The organism is Psychrobacter luti (genome assembly GCF_014192115.1).
Lineage (GTDB): Bacteria > Pseudomonadota > Gammaproteobacteria > Pseudomonadales > Moraxellaceae > Psychrobacter > Psychrobacter luti.
This window is the reverse complement of sequence record NZ_JACHXL010000002.1, coordinates 507,382-524,064: the sequence shown is the minus strand read 5'-3', so window position 1 is coordinate 524,064 and position 16,683 is coordinate 507,382. Positions and strand designations below refer to the sequence as shown.

The 16,683-nt window shown below is 42.9% G+C and carries 14 protein-coding genes, 1 tRNA gene and 1 other RNA gene; 6 read left to right on the top strand and 10 right to left on the bottom strand.

Features of this window, described 5'->3' with window-relative positions; translation table 11 throughout:
• Window positions 1-311: 311 nt before the first annotated feature.
• From FHS24_RS06585 to coaD, 6 genes are all read right to left on the bottom strand, one after another.
• Window positions 312-388 (bottom strand) — tRNA-Met (locus FHS24_RS06585).
• 134 nt (window positions 389-522) lie between these two features.
• Window positions 523-889: RNase P RNA component class A (rnpB, locus tag FHS24_RS06580), an RNA gene on the bottom strand.
• A gap of 74 nt (window positions 890-963) precedes the next feature.
• Window positions 964-1,704, bottom strand: a complete 741-nt coding sequence (bioD, locus tag FHS24_RS06575; RefSeq protein WP_183619918.1) for a dethiobiotin synthase — start codon at window positions 1,702-1,704, stop codon at window positions 964-966.
• Window positions 1,701-3,017, bottom strand: coding sequence for an adenosylmethionine--8-amino-7-oxononanoate transaminase (gene bioA, locus FHS24_RS06570; RefSeq protein WP_183620102.1), 1,317 nt, complete (start codon window positions 3,015-3,017; stop codon window positions 1,701-1,703). The genes bioD and bioA overlap by 4 nt, the downstream gene beginning before the upstream one ends.
• Before the next feature lie 24 nt (window positions 3,018-3,041).
• Window positions 3,042-3,290, bottom strand: coding sequence for a YfhL family 4Fe-4S dicluster ferredoxin (locus tag FHS24_RS06565; protein WP_183619916.1), 249 nt, complete (start codon window positions 3,288-3,290; stop codon window positions 3,042-3,044).
• Window positions 3,291-3,411: 121 nt separating this feature from the next.
• A complete protein-coding gene (coaD, locus tag FHS24_RS06560) occupies window positions 3,412-3,921 on the bottom strand; it encodes a pantetheine-phosphate adenylyltransferase (protein ID WP_183619914.1) in 510 nt (169 codons plus the stop codon).
• Window positions 3,922-4,232: 311 nt separating this feature from the next.
• Between coaD and smpB the strand changes: the two genes are divergently transcribed.
• A complete protein-coding gene (smpB, locus tag FHS24_RS06555; RefSeq protein ID WP_183619912.1) occupies window positions 4,233-4,706 on the top strand; it encodes an SsrA-binding protein SmpB in 474 nt (157 codons plus the stop codon).
• 119 nt (window positions 4,707-4,825) lie between these two features.
• Here smpB and rarD read toward each other — a convergent pair whose 3' ends face one another.
• On the bottom strand, window positions 4,826-5,848 hold the full coding sequence (rarD, locus tag FHS24_RS06550; protein ID WP_183619904.1) for an EamA family transporter RarD: 1,023 nt from the start codon (window positions 5,846-5,848) through the stop codon (window positions 4,826-4,828).
• Window positions 5,849-6,092: 244 nt separating this feature from the next.
• On the opposite strand from rarD, the gene FHS24_RS06545 reads away from it, so the two are divergent.
• From FHS24_RS06545 to FHS24_RS06525, 5 genes are all read left to right on the top strand, one after another.
• The gene (locus FHS24_RS06545; RefSeq protein ID WP_183619902.1) at window positions 6,093-6,560 is read left to right on the top strand and encodes an Lrp/AsnC family transcriptional regulator; all 468 of its coding nucleotides are present in this window, start codon (window positions 6,093-6,095) and stop codon (window positions 6,558-6,560) included.
• A 141-nt stretch (window positions 6,561-6,701) separates the two neighbouring features.
• Window positions 6,702-7,457, top strand: a complete 756-nt coding sequence (locus FHS24_RS06540; RefSeq protein WP_183619900.1) for a YidX family protein — start codon at window positions 6,702-6,704, stop codon at window positions 7,455-7,457.
• Between the two features lie 232 nt (window positions 7,458-7,689).
• Window positions 7,690-10,122 carry a YgiQ family radical SAM protein gene (locus FHS24_RS06535; protein WP_183619898.1) on the top strand — a complete coding sequence of 811 codons (2,433 nt, stop codon included), beginning with the start codon at window positions 7,690-7,692 and terminating at the stop codon, window positions 10,120-10,122.
• Between the two features lie 400 nt (window positions 10,123-10,522).
• Window positions 10,523-10,930 carry a hypothetical protein gene (locus FHS24_RS06530; protein ID WP_183619896.1) on the top strand — a complete coding sequence of 136 codons (408 nt, stop codon included), beginning with the start codon at window positions 10,523-10,525 and terminating at the stop codon, window positions 10,928-10,930.
• Window positions 10,931-11,181: 251 nt separating this feature from the next.
• Entirely contained in the window at window positions 11,182-11,736 is a 555-nt protein-coding gene (locus tag FHS24_RS06525; protein ID WP_183619894.1) for a hypothetical protein, read from the top strand.
• Between the two features lie 50 nt (window positions 11,737-11,786).
• On the opposite strand, the gene FHS24_RS06520 is transcribed toward FHS24_RS06525, so the two are convergent.
• From FHS24_RS06520 to FHS24_RS06510, 3 genes are all read right to left on the bottom strand, one after another.
• Window positions 11,787-13,271, bottom strand: coding sequence for a DUF2971 domain-containing protein (locus tag FHS24_RS06520; protein ID WP_183619891.1), 1,485 nt, complete (start codon window positions 13,269-13,271; stop codon window positions 11,787-11,789).
• A complete protein-coding gene (gene ligA / locus FHS24_RS06515) occupies window positions 13,268-15,364 on the bottom strand; it encodes an NAD-dependent DNA ligase LigA (protein ID WP_183619889.1) in 2,097 nt (698 codons plus the stop codon). The genes FHS24_RS06520 and ligA overlap by 4 nt, the downstream gene beginning before the upstream one ends.
• 256 nt (window positions 15,365-15,620) lie before the next feature.
• Window positions 15,621-16,649 (bottom strand): cell division protein ZipA, encoded by a 1,029-nt coding sequence (locus FHS24_RS06510; RefSeq protein ID WP_183619887.1) that lies wholly within the window; start codon window positions 16,647-16,649, stop codon window positions 15,621-15,623.
• Between the last annotated feature and the right edge of the window lie 34 nt (window positions 16,650-16,683).

The window sequence follows — 16,683 nt, the reverse complement described above, 5'->3', positions numbered from 1 at the left end:
AAGTAAACTATCATATCTAAGGCAAAAGCTCATGGCGCTTATCACTACTGACTAACTCAATTGGTTAGTGATTAATACGCGCAGGCATGTGAGGGTATTCTAGCAGTTTTCCACTGTAAAGTAAGGCGATTTTATTAGCAAGATGTTGCGTGATACATGACTGCAATCAGCGGCTATTAAAATACAAAAAACTTTGCTCACTGCGAAGCTAGATAAAGCCGATGAGCTAGACGCTACTTGGCAAAAATCAGGCAAAAAAAAACCAATCATAGAATGATTGGCATTTTTAATACTGCTAGTCTTACTATAAATGGTGGCGATGAAGAGACTTGAACTCTTGACCTCACGATTATGAGTCATGCGCTCTAACCAGCTGAGCTACATCGCCATTTAAGGCTCGGTATAATACCGATAGAGATGACTATCGTCAACCCCTAATTATCGTTTATTTGCAAAAAATAGGAATTTTATTCAAATTAATGGCAAATATTCATAATGCTAACGATAAAAACGAACAATAAAAAAGTTGGTAGACCGATAAGCCGGGTTCTGTCGTGGACGATCATTCCTCTAGGCGTATCATCGCTGATACGCTCAAGCAACCTACCCGCATCGAACGCGGGCCGCGCCATGCCGATGCCTATTTGGTCTTGCTACGCGTGGAGTTTACCATGCCGTGAACTGTTGCCAGCCACGCGGTGCGCTCTTACCGCACCCTTTCACCCTTACCGATAATGTCTTGCGACACTAAAGGCGGTCTCCTCTCTGCTGCACTGGTCGTCAAGTTACCCTGCCCAGCCGTTAGCTGGCACGCTGCCCTATGTAGCCCGGACTTTCCTCCCCTGCGCATCTGTTGCCAGTGTGCAGCGGCGATCGTCTAGTCTACCAAGCGCGCTAGTATAGCAAACCTAAAGGCTGCGTGGGAATGTCTTTTGTGCTTATTTTGAGTTTATACCAAATAATTCAAATAATGGCTTCAATAAAATGCTGCGGTAATATTAAATCACCATTTATTTCTTCTTCAAATTTATTTTTAGCTTGGCATGGCAGCTGTAGCCAATGAGCATTTGGATAATTTTGCGCCAGATAGTTTTTTAAATAATCAATGCTGCTATTAGCAATCTCAGTATCGGTATTATCAGCAGTATCATGAATATGATTATAAATGACGCTATGTACCGTTAAGCCACGTGCTTTAATAGCCTCTAAACTAAGCAAGGTATGATTAATACTACCGAGCCTACCTGATGTGACTAGAATAACTGGATAACCTTGAGTGGTAATATAATCTAAGGTTAATAACTGCTCAGTAATAGGCACAAGCAAGCCACCTACCCCTTCTAATAAAACCACTTCATAATTGGTTTGCAGACTTTTTGTGGCGTTCGTAATCACATTAGGATCTAAAGCGGCATTGGCAAGTTTCACTGCCAAATGCGGCGACGCCGGCTTCTCATAACGATACGGACAAGTAGTGCTATCAATATCGCAAGGCTGCAACGGAATTCCCATCAATTGACGATGAGTGACAATATCATCGGCAATATTCATCTCGCCACTAGCTGAATTGACGCTAACCCCTGTTTGTACCAACTTTTGGGTGATGACATTAATACCTTGCTGTATCAGGGCTTTTGCTATCATGCCTGTGGCATAGGTTTTACCAATATCAGTATCAATGCCTGAAATAAATAGCACACTCATAGCGAAGCTCTATTGGTCGTAGAAATTTGATTCAAGTACGAAGTGACGACGGTTAGTAGTGACTGACATAGCGTCACCAGCTCATTATCAGTAATCACATAAGGCGGCATGATATAAACCAATTTACCGAATGGTCGCACCCAAATGCCATTTTCAATCAGTAAAGATTGAAAAACTCGCATATCAACGGCTGTATCTAGCTCAATGACGGCCACTGCGCCCAAACAACGCACCTCTTTAACACCAACTAACGTCGCTGCAGATGCGAGATGTTGCTCCATCACGGCTTGTATATTTGCCGTACGCGCTTCTATATCGTAGGACAAAATTAAATCAATCGAGGCACAGGCAACGGCACATGCTAGCGGATTGCCCATAAAGGTCGGGCCATGCATCAGGGCTGGATAATCACTTTGGCTAATGGTGTCAGCAATATGGCGCGTACATAAAGTCGCGGCAAAGGTCATATATCCGCCCGTCAGCGCCTTTCCAATGGTCATAATATCAGGGCTAATATTGGCATGCTCACAAGCAAATAACTTGCCACTACGCCCAAAGCCAGTGGCGATTTCATCCGCAATTAATACCACGTCATGCTCATCACACAGCTTACGTAACAGTTGCAAATACTGGGGGCTATAAAAGCGCATCCCGCCTGCGCCTTGAATAATAGGTTCAATGATAAAACCAGCAAGCTGATGACTATGTTTGGCAAAAAATGCGGTTAATTCATCACGTGTAGTTTGATTTAGCTGACGCCCAAACCCTAACGGCGGTGCAGGCACAAAATGCTGCAAAGGTAATTGCTTACCATAAAGGCTATGCATGCCAGCAAGCGGATCGCAGACGCTCATCGCGTGCCAGGTATCGCCATAATAACCAGAATGCGTCGAGGCAAACTGTTGCTTCGTTGGTCTCTTAGCAGCAATTTGATATTGCAGTGCCATTTTTAGTGCCACTTCTACTGCAATGCTGCCACTGTCAGCATAAAATATCGCATCGAGTCCAGCAGGTACAATAGCTAGCAGCTTTTTGCCTAAATCTATCGCCGGCTGATGGGTCAAGCCACCAAACATCACATGCGCCATTTTGCCCAATTGTTCAATCATCGCCGCATTGAGCACTGGATGATTATAACCATGCACGCTCGCCCACCATGACGACATACCGTCAATCAGGCGCGTGCCATCATTAGTGACGATATAAATACCCTCGGCATGATCAATAACGATATTTGGATAGGTGGGCGGCAAACTGGCATAAGGATGCCAAAGGTGCTGTTGGTCGAAGTCTTTCGTTGAAAAATTGCTCATTGAAGGGTTGGATGTTGTCATGTTTTATTCACCAGTAATACGCTTATATTTTGACATCAAATCACTCTCACTTTCGGCGTGGTTTGGATCATGCGGGATACAGTCAACAGGACAGATGACCACGCATTGCGGCTCATCAAAGTGCCCAACGCATTCGGTGCATAAATCAGGATCAATGACATAAATATCATCGCCTTCTGAGATGGCTTCATTGGGACAAGCAGGCTCGCAAACATCACAATTGATGCATTCATCGGTAATTAATAACGCCATAAACTGCTCCTTATTTGCTAGCAGTTGATAATAAATGAGTACGTCTGTTGTTTATTATTACACTTAATATTGAACAATCAGCCCATATTTAAAGCTTAACTTACTAAGCGTTTAACTAAATTTAGCTGCTGAGTTTTTTTATAAAAGCTTCTGAAACACAAGGTGGCACAAATTTGGTCACATCACCGCCAAGTTTGGCAATTTCACGAATCATCGTTGACGAAATAAACGAGTAATTTTGCGACGGGGTTAAAAATACCGCTTCAAAATTTTCATCAAGTTCACGATTCATATTGGCCAATTGAAACTCATATTCAAAGTCTGACATCGCTCGCAGACCACGTAGTACAGCGGTGGCGTTTTTTTCGCGCATAAAGTCGACCAACAAACCTTCAAAACCAATCACCGACACTTGCGGTAAATCAGCAAATACCGTTTCGACCAAGGCAACGCGCTCTTCAAAGTCAAACAATGGCTTTTTATGATGACCTGAGGCGACAGCAATGACCACCTCATCGAATAGTTTCGTTGCGCGTTTAACCAAATCCACATGACCATTGGTAATGGGATCAAAGGTACCAGGGTATAAAATCTTGGTATGCAGTTTTGAAGAAGTAGCAGAAAGGCTCATAACAGGACTAATATGGTTAATGATAATGACCCATATGCTAGCAAATTTTACTCAAACTTAATACTTATCTGCTACATTTGTCCTAACAGCCGATTTACCTTTTCGCCGTCTGCTTTGCTACAATAGTCGGTTCGACTCATCTCTTTTGGTATGCCTAATTTGCCATGCTTGACATCACAAATTAGCATGACAAAAAATCACCCCTACTAAAGGGTTAGGATGAGGAACAGTTGGACTGGGACACTGTATGTTGAAGCGATACTAGAACACGATATCCAAAAACAATATATTAAAGTCCTTATGGAGAAATTATGTCAAAAAAATCAAAAAAACCTGACAATCAAATTTGCGCCAATAAAAAAGCTCGTCATGAGTACTTTATTGAAGAGACGTTTGAGGCAGGTCTATCGTTACAAGGTTGGGAAGTTAAGGCCATTCGCGCGGGCAAGATGACCATTACCGAAGCGTATATTATCTTTCGGAATAATGAGGCGTTCATTTTTGGCGCGCATATCCAGCCGCTGCTCTCAAGCTCAACGCATGTCAGTCCTGATAGCATTCGTACGCGTAAGCTGCTGCTCAATCGCCGTGAAATCGAAAAGTTAATGGGCGCGGTCAATCAAAAAGGCTATGCTTGCGTGCCGTTATCCTGCTACTGGAAAAACTCTTTGGTGAAATGCCAAATTGCTTTAGCGCTAGGTAAAAAACAGCACGATAAACGTAAAACACTGAAAGACCGCGACTGGGAACGTGATAAGCAGCGCGGCTTTAAAAATGCCGACTAAATTTATTTGTTCAAGATTACGGTCTTAAATTAATTATTTTTAGCGCGATAAAAAAGGACGATGCAGCATAAGTTGCATTGTCCTTTTTTATTTGCGTCACTTGTTGTCTGTATAAAGTACTAAGCTGCATGAGACATTTTTTTTATTTTCGAGTGTTTATGAGCGCAGCACAATTGACGAACACCATGCACAATTAGACAAGCAATCCCGAGCCAAATTAAGCCGTAGCTATATATCATCGCGGATTCAAAAGGGTTACCTAATATGGTGATTGCCAAGATAAATAATAATGCCGGTTCTATATAGCTCATCATACCGTATACATTTACTGGGAGCATCTGACTGGCATCGACGTTGGTTTTCATAGCCAATACACTCAAGATACCTAAACCTATTAGCATCATAATAAAAAATCCTGAACCGCTAACCAAGCTTAAACTACTCGGTGCAATAAAAAATAAATATGCCAAAGCGAACGGTGCAAAGATGGTTAAATCGACCAATAATCCAGTCACCGCGCCAATCCCTTGCAAACGGCGTAAAATATAATAGATAGGATAGGTCCCGCAAACCCAGAGTGTCGCCCAAGAGACACTTTGCGTGCGCACAATCTCACTGCCTACGCCGACAGCGGCAAAAGAAACGGCCAACCATTGTAGACGGCTTAACTTTTCACCAAAAAGAACACAGCCAAATATCACCATCATCAGTGGAAACAGAAAATAACCCATCGCGGTTTGTACGCCCTGCCCATTTACGGGTGCCCACATAAACAGCCAAAACTGACTCAAAAATATCGGCGTTGGTAATAATAACCACGCCCACTGCTTAACGGTTCTGAGCGCTTTTAACTTATCAATATGCAAACCTAATCGCCCACTGATCACAAGATAGCCGATTAGCGCTGCCCACATTGCCAGCATACGCCAGATAAAAACTTGCGTGCCAGATAGCGGCGCTAAAAAACTGCTATAGGCATAAAGCACGCCAAATAACAGATTTGATAATATCGCCAATGCCACACCCATGATTAGTGTGCGCTGTTGTTTGCTGCCAGCTGTCCACACCGCAGGCAAAGGCAGAAGCGATACCGCATTTGCTAGCGTATTAGTAAAGACATGAGATAGCGTTGAGGAAGACATAATAAACACCGTAAATACAAATAAACGTGAGATAACCCAACTGTTTTTTATTTCGCTTGCCAGCTTGGATTGATAGGGTGTATTTTACAGTGGCATAAAGAGAAATTGTCTCTATATAGACATATTCGTGAGTAAAACTATCTATTTTATAATCAAATTACGACTATTTTCTTATGTTTAGAATTTATAACGATAATATTTATAATGAAATTTAAATAATTATGATTTTTTAGAGCTAAATATTATGAGCCATGTTTTAGACGATACCGATAAAGCCATTTTAAATTTGCTACAGGACGATGCGAGCTTACCGTTAAAAACGGTGGCAGAGCGCGTGCATATCTCTATCGCTACTGCCCAGCGTCGTATTCAGGCATTGATAGATAACGGAATAATTACTAAACAAGTCGCTATCGTTGACCCAAATAAGGTCGGTTACGGGCTTACCGCGGTGGTAATGATAGAGATGTCGCGCTCAAATACCTCGATGCAGCATCGATTTGAGCGCTTAATGCATGACCAACCGCGAGTAATGAGCTGCTATGAAGTGTCAGGAGATGCCGATTTCATGCTCATGGTCAATGCGAAAAACATGAATGACTATCACGAATTTACGCGTAATTTGCTGACTTACGAGAACAATGTGCGCAGCTTTAAAAGCCAGTTTGTGATGAACTTTACTAAGAGTGGCACTAAGATTTTGCTCGATTAACGATAGCTACAAAGCCCATTCAATTTTTATCATCAATTATGAGTGGATAATTGCTCACTAAAACAGGTACGATAGCAACGAAAGTTTGGCATTAAATGCTAGATAAACCATCAACCGTATAGCAGACAAGGAAGCCTGATTATGAGTAAAAAGATACAGTCTATCGACACGAATAAGAATACTCAGACCCTATCGAAGTTATTAAACCCGAAAACCTTATTAACAGGTGCATCACTTGCGGCATTACTCGTAAGCTCAGGCTGCGCAACCAGCTCTTTATTAGAAAATGACGATTATTCTAGCACCACCACTACCAAGCAAATCTTGTCTGAAGACCAAATTGTCGCCTTTGGTCGTCCCGCCCAAGCATTGCCAAAAACACCAAATGCTACCATGGTTATCGTCGGTGAAAAAAACAGCTATGTGCTGACCCAAGGCGGGACAGAAATGATTGGCTTATTAAGTAACCTGACGCCAAAAAATATCCACGTCGATAACGATATGAGCTTTTCTGTACCCAATAACGATGGCTATTTTCAGGGTGAAATGAAGCTTTCTTATGCCAAATTAAAAGATGAGTTCCAACGCTCAGATTATCAATTCTTTTTGCAAAATAATGGCCGCGACTGCACTTCAGCCAGCGACCAGCGTATCAATGCTCAGCGCTTTTGCTTTAGCATTCCTGTCAAAGGTGCGATTTATCCGCAAGTGAGTAATTTGAGTTTAATCCAAGCCAATTATCGTGCTTTAAGCAAACCTTATACGGTGAGTTTTTATACCCAAGGTCAGCAAAAACAAGTGTCTCGTAGCGGCACTAATACGGCACAAAAGCTGGTCTTACTGCCCTTTGCCCTTGCTTTTGATGTCGTGACCTTCCCCTTCCAATTATTACAGTAGTAAATCTTTCATACTAACAACCGCCTAAATCAAACAGGTTTCTAAATTTCTAGAAACCTTTTATTGGTATATTATCTTACGCTATCAATAACTTATCGCTAATCCTTTAGCATCGTTTATCACATCCTGAGCATAATTCATGTTAAAATGAGCGCTTTTAAATAAGCCGTTATTAATTAAAAATTATAACGGCTTATTTTTAGTGCCATTTTTCTAATTAACAGGTCCGCTCATGTCTGCCGATACCATCGCCCGTACCGCCTTTAAACAAGGCACCAAACCACTTTACGACTACGACAAACATTGGGCGAGCTGCTACGAGCCTGCGCCTTATTTGCCGATGAGCCGCAAAGAGATGGACGATTTGGGCTGGGATGCCTGTGATGTCATTATTATCTCAGGCGATGCTTATGTCGACCATCCAAGCTTTGGGATGGCGATTATCGGCCGCTTATTAGAGGCGCAAGGCTTTCGCGTGGGCATCATTGCCCAGCCAGATTGGAAGAGCAAAGATGCCTTTATGGAGCTGGGTAAACCGGTTTATGCTTATGGTGTGACTGCCGGCAACATGGACAGCATGATTAACCGTTATACCGCTGACCGTAAAATTCGTAGCGATGATGCGTATTCGCCGGGTAACGTGGCTGACAAACGTCCTGACCGCGCCGCCATCGTTTATAGCCAACGTTGCCGTGAAGCTTATCCTGATGTGCCAATTATTTTAGGCGGTATCGAGGGCAGCTTACGCCGTATCGCCCATTATGATTATTGGTCAGATAAAGTACGCCGCAGTATCTTGATGGATGCCCGTGCCGATGTCTTATTGTATGGTAATGCTGAGCGCGCTATCGTCGATGTGGTACATGGTCTATCAAAAGGTTATACGTTTGAGCAAATGAGCAAACTGCGTGGTACAGCGTATTTATTGACCCCGACCCGTCGCCATTGGCAAGCTGGCATGACCGAAGTTGCCAGTAATGATGTCGATACCGTCGGTCGCGTCGATCCGATTATCAACCCATATGTGATGACCGAAGACGTTGATAGCTGCAAAATTGAACAAGAAAAGCCATCTGACTCACCGGTCGGACAAGCTATGACAGGAATGTCCGCGCAGTATCAAGGCTTTGTTGCAGAACCTGTGACCAATAAAGTATTGAATGCTGAGCAAGTGGACGAAGAGACGCAAGTGGTACAAATGCGCGGCTTTAGTAAGCCGATGACGGCGCGTAAGCATAAAATTAAAATGCCGCCGCGTGAGCAAACCGTTATTCGTCTGCCCGATTATGAGCACGTCAAATCTGACCCTGTTTTGTACGCTCATGCCAGCCGTATCTTACACCTTGAGACCAATCCGGGTAATGCGCGGGCGCTAGTGCAGCGTCATAGTAGCGGCGCTGGTAATTCGCATACATCGATTGACGTTTGGCTCAATCCGCCACCGATTCCGCTCTCAACGGAAGAGATGGATTATGTCTTTGATTTGCCGTATGCCCGTCTGCCGCATCCAAGCTATGGCGATGCGCGTATTCCTGCTTATGACATGATTAAATTTTCAGTCAATATCATGCGCGGCTGTTTTGGCGGTTGTACTTTTTGCTCAATCACTGAGCATGAAGGCCGCATTATCCAAAACCGCTCAGAAGAATCTATCTTGCGTGAAGTCGAAGCGATTCGTGATACCGCGCCGAACTTCACCGGTGTCATCTCTGACCTTGGTGGTCCAACAGCCAATATGTATCGCCTGAACTGTAAAGATGAGACTATAGAAAAGAACTGCCGTAAGCCGTCTTGCGTCTATCCTGATGTTTGCGAAAATTTGATTACCGATCACAGTAATTTGACCCAGCTATATCGTAAAGCGCGTGATATCAAAGGCGTGAAAAAGATTCTTATCGCCTCAGGTTTGCGTTATGACTTGGCGATTAAAGACCCTGAATATGTCAAAGAATTGGTCAGTCATCACGTCGGTGGTTATCTGAAAATCGCTCCTGAGCACTCAGAAGAAGCGGTACTGTCAAAAATGATGAAGCCGGGCATGGGCAATTATGATAAATTCAAAGCCATGTTTGAGCAGTACAGCCAAGAAGCAGGCAAAGAGCAGTATCTGATTCCTTACTTTATCGCCGCCCATCCCGGCACCAAAGATGAAGATATGATGAACCTTGCGCTTTGGCTAAAAAGCCACGGTTACCGCGCTGACCAAGTGCAGGCGTTTTATCCAAGCCCGATGGCGACCGCGACTACCATGTATCATACGCATAAAGATCCGCTGCATAAAATCAGCCGTGACGAAGGTGACATGGATATCGTCAAATCTGGTAAGCAACGTAAATTACATAAAGCTTTCTTACGCTATCATGATCCAAAAAACTGGGTACTATTGCGTAAAGCGCTGCAAGATATGGAACGCAGTGATTTGATTGGTAAAGGTCGTGGCTGTTTAATTCCGCCATTTAATGCCAGTTTAGAAGGTCGCGATGCGGCGCAAGACAGCTATCAATCGGCGCGTAAAAAGAACAGTCGCTTGGGCAATGACTCGGTGAAACGCAGCAATAATAGTCCTAGCGCGGCAAAAAACACTTCCGGTAAAAACAGCAAAAAAGTCAGCAAAGGTAACTTCCAAACTCAGCATACTGGTCTGCCACCGCGTAAGACTAAATAAATTAAATAGCTGTTAGTAATTACTGCTAAATGAGTTCGAAGTTTTTATTTAAATTCAACAAGCTCAGACCAAAGCGCCTATCGACTCAGCAGTCGATAGGCGCTTTGGTTTGTTTTTTATATTGAGCTTGTTGGCTTAATTCTTTTTTGCATAACTGCCTACCTACTTGCCATTTGACTTGTCTAAGCTTAGCTATTTTACAAAGGCTGTTAAGTGCAGCATTACATTATTCAGTGTTTTAGTAACTTAGTGAACACGTAACAAACAATTTCTAACATTATGCAGAAAGGCTTTTCGATAACATGTGCGCTATATGCTTAACGCATAGTGAAAGAATACATTGTTAAAACACCTAGTTAAAAATAAATACATTATAAATTATATAATTTTGGAGAAAACCATGAATACCTTAACCAAATTCGCTGTTGCCCTACCTACTCTTGCTCTACTAAGCGCATGTGCGACTACCGCACCTACTACTCCAAACAAAACCCCTGCTTCAGAAAGCGTGACCGATGTCGCTTATGACCGTATGGCGCCAGCACCTTATACTTGTACTGACGGCAGCAGAATCTTGGCAAAACAGTCAATCAATAAAAAACAGGTCATGCTAGACGCGACGTTGCCTAAAGTGAACTGGGCAAATCAACCAATCATCTTAAATGGTGGTGTCCAAAGTGATACTGCAAGCTATGTCAACGAATCAAACTCTGAAGTTGTCTATGCATGGCACATGGAAGGCGATACAGGTATCTTTGCGATGAAATGGGCTGACGGTAAAGAATACCAAGTAAACTGCCAAATCTAAGCAGCTGATATAGACCTTAAAACTAAAGTATAATAATTATTAAACAGTCATCGAATGGTGGCTGTTTTTTTATGGCTTTAAATTAAGCAGCATACTCGCCAATGCCTTGTTTCCTTATGCTATTTGCCTTTCATTTGATAATGATAAGAAATAGCCTTTTGCTGCATTTAGCTAGAGAAGCACGCTGAAAGCTGTCAAAATAGATCATCTATAGAAATAGCTTATGATCCACTAATAAAGAGAGTAACTCAATGATAAAGCGCTTATCAAGTATGATGATATTGGCTAGTGCGGGTATGTTTGCATTAACGGGCTGCGATAATAGCGCTGACAATTCTAATGGCACTGATAGCGTTGATAGTTCTGACAAAACTTCTGTAACAGCAGCAACACCTGAGGCGTCAAAAGTTAATACTATCGACTGGTCATTGGTCGCAAGCGGCGAAAAATCTGTTGACCCCGCCAATTACAAATATCCATTTGCGCTTAATAGCCAAAATGTACTCGATTATGCGGAATATTTTAAATTAGATAACGCCACCGCTCAGCACAACCTGACGATAAGCATGGCAAGCAATGAAGCGCTGTCAAAGGTGCTCGACCAGCTTAGCGATAGCTATACCTCACATGAAATCATTGATAGTAAAGACATGAAACTTGTCATCCATACCACGCCTGATGTCGCTGCTAGCAGCTATGATTATGTACTGTCAGATGACTTTGCTAAAGGGCTAGTATTGCCTATCGTGATTCAGCCAGATAGTAAGAAAGGTGAGGTGAAGGCGCATGGAGAGGTGCAAGAGTAGAAGTTAGTAGCGTATGTTTTGATATATATAACATACGCTACTAAAAGAAATTAAGTCTGACGATATGGGTTGTTTGAAAGCTCAATTTTGACATTCGTATCGCAAAGCAACTTAGCTAGATAAGGTTGGTATTGTGTGGCAGCAGGAGCTATATAAATTTTATCAAGATTCGATTTTACCACTGGCTCATAATCCACATATAGGAACTTACCAAAACTCATATGGACTTTAGGATCCTCGAGCGAAGTTATATATATCATTCTGCACTCCTGCTCTTCTTGAAAAGCAGTATGTTTGATCAAATATCTCAACGGTAGCAAGATGTCATCAAGTAGTTGGTGCACCTTAGACTGTACTTCACAATCCATATCTGAAACATCTTGAATAATATCTTGATAAATACTTTTCAAGCATGAAAATTCGTTTTCAAACTTTCCTGCTTTATTGTTTATTATCCTTTGATACTCTTTCCAAGCATTGTCTGCCTTACTTTTTGAGTCATCCTCTTTGAGATATTCACGATAAAAAGTAATTTCGTTACGCTGTGCTAAAGATATAAATCCAGATTCGGGGTCTACATAAACGCAGCGCATTACCGATTGTGATGGAATAGCTACAATCTCATTTTTTACAATCTTATCATCATCACAACTACCTTGCTGTATGCTTATTTCATCATCTTTAGTAGAAATAAATGACAAGTCATCAGGGTTTTCGCTTTCTTTAAAGAATCCTTTATTGAATACTAAACTAATTCCCGATGCTTCTTTATTATCCTTTTTCCCGTAAAGTCTAAACTGATTTAAGCTATCATGATTGAAGCTAAAACAGCCAATGAATGCATGATACCTATCATTAGAATCTAGTTTATTGAATAAAATTTTATTACCATCTGTCAAATAACGTTCTAACAACTGCCCTTCACTTGGATCATTAACATTATTAATTGTGCTTAATCGAAATGAGCTAGATAACCCTTCGTTTTTATCGATATTTAGAAGTAAATTCACAGTATCTACGCTAGTGTAGTGTGCAAGTTTACGTTCGGCATAAAATTGGCGTTTTCCCACACTGTTAATATCTACTTTCAATAGTAGTAGAGCGCTATATACTCTAGAGGATATTTTTAGAATTTCCCTACCAACCTCTCTAGTTCCTTCACTCAACAACATATCACATATGAATATATTATTTTTCACCTCAAAACCAAATTTACTTTTTACAGTAGAAAAACATCTTTTAGCTTCTTGTATATCTTTTTCTATATATTGTTCGCCATTGTTTTTCAATAGAAAACTACCAATATAAAAATGTGAAATTTCAAAGAGATTTTTGTTATCTTCCTTACTAACACTGCGCCAATATTTTAATGCTTCTTTCTTATAGCCTTTATCTGCCAAAATATTACCAATAGCAATTTTTGCATTAGCAACAAAAACCTTATTATTACTCTCTAATGTTCGCTGCCATGGTTTAATTCTTCCACGCGTGTGAGCATCTAATTTATCGAAGTCTATTCCTTTAACTTCTGTCATACATTACTCCTCCCAACCAACGCCAAAAACTCTTCCTCACCCACTACTTTTACGCCTAGCTTCTCCGCCTTCGCCATCTTCGAGCCAGCCTTATCACCTGCCAACAACGCGGTAGTTTTTGCCGAGATACTACCGGAGACTTTGGCACCGAGCGCTTGCAGTTTGGCTTTGGCCTCATCACGCGCCATGCTATCGAGCGCGCCCGTAATGACCCACGTTTGCCCATCGAGCGGCAATCCCTCTGACACCACTTGCTCAACCTTATCCCAATGCACGCCCGCTTCGCGCAATGCGGTGATGACTTCGATATTGTGCGGCGCACGGAAGAACTTATAAGTCAGCTCAGCGGTGATTGCGCCAACGTCAGGCGTTTGTAGGAGCTTGTCGATATCTGCTGCCATCAGGCTATCAAGGTCGCCAAATTGCTGCGCCAAATTCTGTGCTGTTGTCTCACCAACGCCGCGAATACCCAGCGCATAGATAAAGCGTGCGAGTGTGGTCTGTTTACTGGTTTCAATGGCGCTGAGGATGTTTTGTACCGATTTCTCCCCTAGTTTTTCAAGCGTAATCAGCTCGTCTTGATGTTTATGCAAATGATAAATATCGGCGACGGTCTTGACCAAGCCGTGCTCAAAAAAGCTAATCAGCCAACTTGCGCCTAAGCCATCGATATCCATCGCTCGACGTGAAACAAAGTGTATAAGCGCTTCTTGCTGCTGCGCGGGACAAAACAGTCCGCCGGTACAACGCGCTAACGCTTCATCTTTAGGTAATACTACAGGAGAATCGCACACCGGACAGTTCAACGGTAACTGTACCGGTTCAGAATCCGCTGGTCGTTGCTCATGCCAAACGCGCGTGACTTTGGGGATGACATCGCCTGCGCGGTGGACGCTGACCATATCGCCTGCGCGCACATCCAATCGCTGAATTTCACCAAAGTTATGTAAGGTGACATTGCTGACAGTGACGCCGCCAACTTTTACAGGTTCGAGCTTACCAACTGGAGTGATTTGTCCGGTGCGTCCGACTTGCCATTCGATATCGTTTAGACGCGTCATTACGGTTTCGGCAGGGAATTTATACGCCGTTGCCCAGCGCGGCTCACGCGATAAAAAACCAAGCTGTTGCTGCAATGCCAAGTTATTTACCTTGATGACCATGCCATCAATCTCGAACGGCAATTGTGCTCGTTTTTCGATGACTGACTCATAGTACTCTTGCGCCTCGCGCGGGTTCTTTACTACTCTCACAGCACTGACACTAAAACCTATGTCACCAAGCCAAGCCAAAGCAGCTGACTGGGTTTTGATAGTCTCAGGTAGACCTTGATTCACTGAATAACAATAAAAGGCGAGCGGACGGCTGGCAGCAATAGCGGGGTCAAGCTGACGTAAGCTACCAGCGGCGGCATTACGAGGATTGGCAAAGGTTTTATCGCCCTTTTCTTCCGCTAGGCGATTCAGGCGCTCAAAGCCGGCTTTTGGCATTAGCACTTCACCGCGTACTTCCAACAACGGAATCTCGCTTGCCGCAGTAAGCCAAAGCGGCAGATTGCGAATGGTTTTGGCATTTTGGGTAATATCCTCGCCCGTTTGCCCATCACCGCGCGTCACTGCTTGGGTAAATTTTCCATAAGCGTATTTGAGCGACACCGCCAAGCCATCAAGCTTTAGCTCCATCTCATATTCAGGATTTTTCTGCGCGTCATTTAGACGATCATTGACGCGGCGCATAAAGCCATGTAATTCGTCATAATCAAAGACGTTGCCCAGTGACAACATCGGAATATCATGGGTAACTTGGGTAAAGGCTGACAGTGGCATATCGCCAACTTGATTGATTGGGCTATCCGGCTGCACCAATTCTGGGTATTGTTCTTCGAGCTCCAATAAAGAGCGACGCAACTGATCGTATTCGCTGTCTTCTAAAATCGGATTATCGAGCACATAATAGGCATAATTATGCGTCTTTAAAGTATCAATCAACGTGCGCATTTGGGTGACGATAGCAGCATTATTGTCTGCGGATTTTGCAGTATTAATGTCTTTATTAATGTCTTTAGAGGTAAGCGGTGCGATAGGATCAGTCATAGTCAGCGTCTTTTTTTTGCGATTCAAGATGTCGATATGATAGCAATTTTGTAGGATACTCGGATATCATTTTGTAGAAAACTAATTCTATAGAAAACCGATTCTTTTGAAAATCAAGTTTATAGAAAATTAGGCGAATGAAACGCTCATCAACCAAAAACTAAAAAAGGCAAATAACGTCAAGCGCTATTTGCCTTTTTCACTGCTACTAATATTACTTAGCTTGTATTAATCAGCCTGTATGAATCAGTTCAAACTAACCTTCATAATCGCGCACTTGGTTGCGTAGTTGTTGCTTGTATTCAGGGGTGATTGGATCATTCTCTTCATCTAGCATAACGGCGTCTAAATCGCTTGCCATCATATAAGCAATACTCATCATACTATCAAAACTGCGCAAGGCTTGTGGATGTGGCAACGATAAAAATACCACTACACCATTATAATTATTGGTCGCGACGCTATGCGGATCAAAAGGCGCGATACCGCTATCAGTGATACCCATCATACTAAACCACAGCATGCCCGTGCCGTCTTTTTGCTCATAGCGATGGAACATATTCATCGCCCCATAACGCAGACCGTATTTATCAATTAACGCCAATAAATCGCGACCACGAATCACTGCTGCTGGGCGGTCACGGTATTGGTGCGGCAAGATGGTAATATTGATATTGTCTTTGGCGTTAATTAATGGACCGTTTTGCGCTTCATCAACCGGCTCTGAGAGATGCTGATCGAGTATCGGGCTATTATTATCAAAGCTTGGCTCGTCTGCGGTATCAATCACTGGCATCAGGCTGTCGGTTGCAGAGACCAAGCTTGAAAACGCATCAGGCTCTTGTTCGATACTCATCTGCTCAGCAGTAGATACAAACTCACTATCATCAGCCTGCTGCTGTTCATCTTGCCAGCGCGCATAGTCAACGTCATCTATCACGTCATCTATCACGTCATTATTAGCGTCATTTATCTCGCCACGACCAGCCGTTAGCTGTGCATCGACATGAGTATGAGGCTGGGTCAAAGGTTCTTCTTCGACGACCGCATTTAAATAACTACGATCAGGACCGATACTGGTCTCGCCCGCAACCGTGTCGTCCAAGTCTAGCTGATCAACGATATTGCGCTCGTGGCGCGGTATGATAGGAATGCCGTTTTTATCATAGTTGACCGCGGCAGCCTCAGCAGTTTTGCGACGCTTAAAGCTGCGAATGACCATAAATAGCCCTGCAAGCACGATAAATGCGGCAATGGCGATCAATATAAACTGGATAGCGGTCATGAGAAATACATCCTAATATATGACAAAAGGGAAG

Excerpts from the sequence above, each read along its gene's own strand:
- bioD (WP_183619918.1), bottom strand. The coding sequence starts at position 1,704 with ATGAGTGTGCTATTTATTTCAGGCATTGATACTGATATTGGTAAAACC.
- bioA (WP_183620102.1), bottom strand. The coding sequence starts at position 3,017 with ATGAGCAATTTTTCAACGAAAGACTTCGACCAACAGCACCTTTGGCAT.
- FHS24_RS06565 (WP_183619916.1), bottom strand. The coding sequence starts at position 3,290 with ATGGCGTTATTAATTACCGATGAATGCATCAATTGTGATGTTTGCGAG.
- coaD (WP_183619914.1), bottom strand. The coding sequence starts at position 3,921 with ATGAGCCTTTCTGCTACTTCTTCAAAACTGCATACCAAGATTTTATAC.
- smpB (WP_183619912.1), top strand. The coding sequence starts at position 4,233 with ATGTCAAAAAAATCAAAAAAACCTGACAATCAAATTTGCGCCAATAAA.
- rarD (WP_183619904.1), bottom strand. The coding sequence starts at position 5,848 with ATGTCTTCCTCAACGCTATCTCATGTCTTTACTAATACGCTAGCAAAT.
- FHS24_RS06545 (WP_183619902.1), top strand. The coding sequence starts at position 6,093 with ATGAGCCATGTTTTAGACGATACCGATAAAGCCATTTTAAATTTGCTA.
- FHS24_RS06540 (WP_183619900.1), top strand. The coding sequence starts at position 6,702 with ATGAGTAAAAAGATACAGTCTATCGACACGAATAAGAATACTCAGACC.
- FHS24_RS06535 (WP_183619898.1), top strand. The coding sequence starts at position 7,690 with ATGTCTGCCGATACCATCGCCCGTACCGCCTTTAAACAAGGCACCAAA.
- FHS24_RS06530 (WP_183619896.1), top strand. The coding sequence starts at position 10,523 with ATGAATACCTTAACCAAATTCGCTGTTGCCCTACCTACTCTTGCTCTA.
- FHS24_RS06525 (WP_183619894.1), top strand. The coding sequence starts at position 11,182 with ATGATAAAGCGCTTATCAAGTATGATGATATTGGCTAGTGCGGGTATG.
- FHS24_RS06520 (WP_183619891.1), bottom strand. The coding sequence starts at position 13,271 with ATGACAGAAGTTAAAGGAATAGACTTCGATAAATTAGATGCTCACACG.
- ligA (WP_183619889.1), bottom strand. The coding sequence starts at position 15,364 with ATGACTGATCCTATCGCACCGCTTACCTCTAAAGACATTAATAAAGAC.
- FHS24_RS06510 (WP_183619887.1), bottom strand. The coding sequence starts at position 16,649 with ATGACCGCTATCCAGTTTATATTGATCGCCATTGCCGCATTTATCGTG.